Raw genomic sequence first — 4,775 nt, 5'->3', positions numbered from 1 at the left:
CCGCCGCGCCGCGGCTGGTCCATCCGGTGACGCGGTCGCCCGGAGCCACCCCGGCGACGTCGGGCCCCACCTGGTCGACGACGCCGGCCGCCTCCAGCCCGGGCGACCCCGGCAGGCGCGTGCGAAACGCGGACTCCATGGCTCCCGAGCGAACCTTGCCGTCGAAGGGGTTGAGGGCCACCGCCTCGACCCGCACCCGGACCTGCCCGGATCCGGCCCGGGGCTCCGGGACCTCACCGAGGTGCAGCACCTCGGGACCGCCGAACTCGTCGAAAACTACTGCGCGCATGGTGCGTCCTCTCTGTCCAGGACAGTCTCCGGCACGACGCGGTGAGCGAGCCGACGTCGTGCCGGGACCGGCCCCGCAGCTCAGGAACCCGGGGTACGCGCCTCGGCGGCCCATGCCTCCGAGACCGGCGCCATCAGCTCCGGGTCCGACGACGGCTCGAGGCCCGGGCCGCCCGCCGGTTCCGTGGTCGGCCCCGGGACGGTGAGCGTCGCGATGGCCGTGGTGACCGGGATGGCGAGCACCAGGCCGATGGAGCCGACGAGGGTGCGGACCACCTCCTCGGCGATCTCGCCCGAGGTCAGGGCGGTGGCCGGCGACTGGTCGACGAGCCAGACCATCATCAGCAGGGGCAGGGCGGCGCCCACGTACGCGAAGGCGATCGTGTAGACGGTCGAGGCGATGTGGTCGCGCCCGATCCGCATGGCGCTCGTGAACAGCTCCGCCCGGGTCGCCGTCGGGGCGACGCCGCGCAGCTCCCACACGGCCGAGGCCTGCGTGATCGTGACGTCGTTGAGCACACCCATGCCGGCGAGCACGATGCCGCACAGCGCGATCCCCCGCAGGTCCGCGCCGGGCGCGCTGGACGGCAGGAACGCGGAGGCCTCGTCGGTGGTGCCGGTGATCTGCGCGGCGTGCGAGGCCCAGGCGGCGATGCCCGCCGTCAGCGCCAGGCCGACCAGCGTGCCGAGCAGGGCGGTGGAGGTCCGCGCGGACAACCCGTGCGCCAGGTACAGGGTGACGAACATGATCAGGGAGGACGTCACGAGCGCCACGCCGAACGCGTTCTGCCCCGCCAGCAGGGCCGGCATCGTGAACCCCAGGAGCACCACGAACGCGAGCCCCAGCCCGGCCATGGCCGCCAGCCCACGCCAGCGCGCGACGAGCAGCACCACCAGCGCGTAGGCGACCGCCAGCAGGGCGATGGGCAGCTCGCGCTGGAAGTCCAGGAACACGAGCGGGTCGATGCCGGGCTGGGAGACCTGCGAGATGTCGACGGCGGTGATGCGGTCCCCGGGCTCGAGCGGGACCGAGGGCCCCGGGGACTGCATCCGGGATGCGGTGCCGTCCGCGAGCTCGACCGGGACGGCCCCCGTGGCCGGGTCCGCGGGACCGGCGACCGTGACGTCCACGAACGACGTCCCCTCGGCGCGGGCCGGGACCCGGTCGGGCACGTCGGCCCCCGCGGGCCACAGCAGCCAGAGCCCGGCCAGCGTCGCGAGCAGCGCCGAGACCAGGATCATGACCAGGAAGAACGTGGTCTTCGGCGCGGCAGGACCCGCCGGACCGTGCGAGGGAGCGTGCGCCATGCGGACATACTCGCCCAGCATTGCGTCGCGGGCACGGTGAGCCAGGCCCTCGTCCGAGATCGGCAATTTGCGCCACGGAGTCGGCAGTTGGCATCGCGTTCGGCACAGGCCTGGACCGATCTCGGCGCCAACTGCCGACCGCAGCGCGAGGTGCCGATCGACGGCCGCGCGCACCCACTCAGTCCAGGAACGTCACCTCGACGAGCCGGCTGTCGCGCACCCAGTCCTCGAGGTCCACGGGCTGGGCCAGGTGCCCCGGGTTGGCGGGCTGGTTCAGGTCGGCGACGATCTCGGTGAGCACCGCACGCCGCTCCCGCTCCTCGGTGATCGGGCGCGCCGTGGCCCGCAGGTCCGCCCGTACGCCGTGCTTGAGGTGAAAGGTCAGCGCCGGCTCGGCCACCAGGTTCACGTACCAGCTCGGCCGGTCGACCGTGCCGCTGCACAGGTAGGTGCGGCCGGCCACGTGGTAGAAGAAGATCTCGATCCGCCGGGGCAGGCCGGTCCGCCGCCCCGTCGTGGTGATGTCGATGATCCGCTGCCGCGTCGAGGCGGCCGGGGTGATCTCGACGGCCCGGCGTACGGCGTCCTCCATCACGCCGCCTCGTAGCGCAGCGCCGGCCCGAGCAGCAGGCCGCCGTCGAGCACGTACTCCGAGCCCGTGGCGAACGCGGCGTCCGCGGAGCTCAGGAAGAGCACGAGCCGCGAGATCTCGGCCGGCTCACCCAGCCGCGGCACGGCGAACGGCTCGGGCGAGTAGAGGTCCGCGATGGGCCGCTCGTCCTCGGCGACCGGCGAGTTGATCAACGGCGTCGAGACGACGCCGGGGTGCACCGAGTTGACGCGGATCCCGTCGCGGCCCAGCTCCAGCGCGGCGGACCGGGTCAGGCCGCGCACCGCCCACTTGCTGGCGGTGTAGGCCGCATAGCATGCCGTGCCCACGTTGCCCATGGTCGAGGAGATGTTGACGACGGCGCCCCCGCCGGCACGCCGCATGGACGGCGTCACCGCGCGGATGCCGAGGAACTGGCCGGTCACGTTGACGTCCAGCGTGCGCCGGAATGCCTCGGCGTCCATGTGCTCGATCGGCGCCGCCGATTGCTGCGCCCCCGCGTTGTTCACCAGCACGGAGACCGGGCCGAACCGCTTCTCCACCGATGTGACCGCCGCGGCCCACTGCGCCTCGCTGGTGATGTCGAGCGCCACGTGCAGGGCCCGCTCCCCCAGCTCGGCGGCGAGCGCCGCGCCCCGCTCGGCATCGCGGTCCGCTATCACCACGTTGGCCCCCTCGGCGTGGAAGGCGCGCACGTGGCTGACGCCCATGCCGCCCCCCGCGCCGGTGACGACCACTGTCCTGTCCTCGAATCGCTGCACGGCCGGAGCCCTTCATGTCGGGAGCCTAGTTGTGAGTCGCTTGACTCACTTCTCGGTCAGGGTAGGCAGTGCCGGAGAGGTGAGTCAAGCGACTCACCTCACAGCCTGGGGCATGATGGGCCCATGGCGACCGGCACCGGGACGTACCACCAGCAGCTCGCGGAGCAGAAGCGCGCGGCGATCATCGCCGCCGCCACCAGCCTGTTCCTGGAGGGCGGCTACGCCGGCACCTCGCTGGCCCGGGTCGCCGAGGTCGCGGAGGTGTCCAAGGCCACGCTGTTCAAGCAGTTCGCCACCAAGGCCAGCCTGTTCGAGGCGATGGTCAGGGAGCACTGGAACGCTGAGGACGACGAGCGCCCCGAGCCGGCACCCGGCGACCTCGCCCGCGGGCTGGCCGAGTACGGCCGCCGGTACGCCGCACTGATGTCCCGCCCCGAGATGGTGGGCCTGTACCGCATCGTCATCGCCGAGATGCCGCGCTTCCCGGGGCTCGCCGAGACCCATTTCGACGTCGGCAAGATGCCGTTCTTCGACGCGGTGCGACGCTACCTCGCGGCCGAGCACGACGCCGGGACCGCGCGCGTCGCCGACCCCGTGGCCGCCACCACCCAGTTCATGGGCATGATCTCGAACTTCACGTTCTGGCCGCGTCTGACCGTCGTCGGCTGGGACCCGAACGCCGCCGAGACGGCCCGCGCCGTCGACGACGCCGTGACCACGATGGTCGCCCGCTACGGCGCCCGCTGACCGCCCGTGGCCACCGACCCGTCGACCGCCATGTCCCGCGCCCCGCGTCTCGCCGCCCATGACGCCGTCTCGGCGACCCTCTCGCGGACCGGCGACACCGCACTGCGCGAGCTGCTGGACGCTGCCACCCCGATCGGTTCCGGCATCGGCGGGGCGACCCGGCTGCTGGAGGTCGAAGGTACCCCGGTCTTCGTCAAGCAGGTGCGCCTGACCGACCTCGAGCGGCTGCCGGAGCACGCCGGCTCCACGGCCAACCTGTTCGACCTGCCGGTCTTCTGCCACTTCGGCGTCGGCACCATCGGCGGACCGGGGTTCGGCGCCTGGCGGGAGCTGGCCGCGCACACCCTGACGACGGACTGGGTGCTCGCGGGCGAGCACGAGGGCTTCCCCCTGATGTACCACTGGCGGGTGCTGCCCGACGCCGGCCACCCGCTCCCCGAGGAGCTGGCCGACATCGAACGGGCCGTCGCCTACTGGGGCGGCGGCCCGCAGATCCGGGATCGGATCGAGGCCCTGGAGCAGTCCTCGGCGAACATCGTGCTGTTCCTGGAGTACGTGCCGCAGACCTTGCACGCCTGGCTGGAGGAGCAGATCAGGGTCGGTGACGAGGCCGCCGAGCAGGCCTGCGCGATGGTGGACGCCGAGCTGGCGGCCGGCGTCGCGTTCATGAACGCCCGCGGTCTGCTGCACCTCGACGTCCACTTCCACAACGTCCTCACGGACGGCGATCGGCTGTTCTTCGCCGACTACGGTCTCGCGATCTCCTCCGGCTTCGACCTCACGCCGGAAGAGGCCGTCTTCCTCGCCGAGCACGAGGGCTACGACCGGGACTATGCCGCCGCGTACCTGGTGAACTGGCTGGCCGTCGCGGTGTACGGGTACGGGCCCGACGAACGCCGGGCGTTCGTGCGGGACTGCGCCAAGGGGGTGGCCCCGAGGGGCGTTCCGGCTGCCGTCGCGGAGCTGCTGCTCCGCGACGCGCCGGTCGCCGCGGTGGTGGGCGACTTCCATCGCCGGTTCCAGCAGGAGAGCCGGACGACGCCGTACCCGCTCGCGACGCT

Annotated in this window: 6 protein-coding genes; 2 read left to right on the top strand and 4 right to left on the bottom strand. The window is 72.8% G+C overall.

The features are described 5' to 3' along the window. From PROKR_RS35885 to PROKR_RS22255, 4 genes are all read right to left on the bottom strand, one after another. Positions 1-289 (bottom strand): alcohol dehydrogenase catalytic domain-containing protein (locus tag PROKR_RS35885; RefSeq protein WP_036967676.1); only part of this gene is annotated, 289 nt, incomplete at its 3' end. Between the two features lie 80 nt (positions 290-369). Continuing rightward, a complete protein-coding gene (locus tag PROKR_RS22265; RefSeq protein ID WP_245605930.1) occupies positions 370-1,596 on the bottom strand; it encodes a YibE/F family protein in 1,227 nt (408 codons plus the stop codon). Between the two features lie 178 nt (positions 1,597-1,774). After that, a complete protein-coding gene (locus PROKR_RS22260) occupies positions 1,775-2,188 on the bottom strand; it encodes a nitroreductase/quinone reductase family protein (protein WP_036967670.1) in 414 nt (137 codons plus the stop codon). Further along, entirely contained in the window at positions 2,188-2,967 is a 780-nt protein-coding gene (locus tag PROKR_RS22255) for a glucose 1-dehydrogenase (protein WP_036967667.1), read from the bottom strand. The genes PROKR_RS22260 and PROKR_RS22255 overlap by 1 nt, the downstream gene beginning before the upstream one ends. A gap of 123 nt (positions 2,968-3,090) precedes the next feature. Here PROKR_RS22255 and PROKR_RS22250 point away from each other — a divergent pair, with 123 nt between their 5' ends. Both PROKR_RS22250 and PROKR_RS22245 read left to right on the top strand, forming a co-directional pair. Next, positions 3,091-3,714, top strand: a complete 624-nt coding sequence (locus PROKR_RS22250; protein WP_036967664.1) for a TetR/AcrR family transcriptional regulator — start codon at positions 3,091-3,093, stop codon at positions 3,712-3,714. Between the two features lie 6 nt (positions 3,715-3,720). Next, a partial coding sequence (locus PROKR_RS22245; RefSeq protein ID WP_211240204.1) for a protein kinase family protein occupies positions 3,721-4,775 on the top strand: 1,055 nt, incomplete at its 3' end.

The organism is Promicromonospora kroppenstedtii DSM 19349, assembly GCF_000515355.1.
GTDB lineage: Bacteria > Actinomycetota > Actinomycetes > Actinomycetales > Cellulomonadaceae > Promicromonospora > Promicromonospora kroppenstedtii.
This window is presented reverse-complemented; position numbering and strand designations above follow the sequence as displayed.

Coding starts and splice junctions, on each gene's coding strand:
- PROKR_RS22265 (WP_245605930.1), bottom strand. CDS start 1,596: ATGGCGCACGCTCCCTCGCACGGTCCGGCGGGTCCTGCCGCGCCGAAG.
- PROKR_RS22260 (WP_036967670.1), bottom strand. CDS start 2,188: ATGGAGGACGCCGTACGCCGGGCCGTCGAGATCACCCCGGCCGCCTCG.
- PROKR_RS22250 (WP_036967664.1), top strand. CDS start 3,091: ATGGCGACCGGCACCGGGACGTACCACCAGCAGCTCGCGGAGCAGAAG.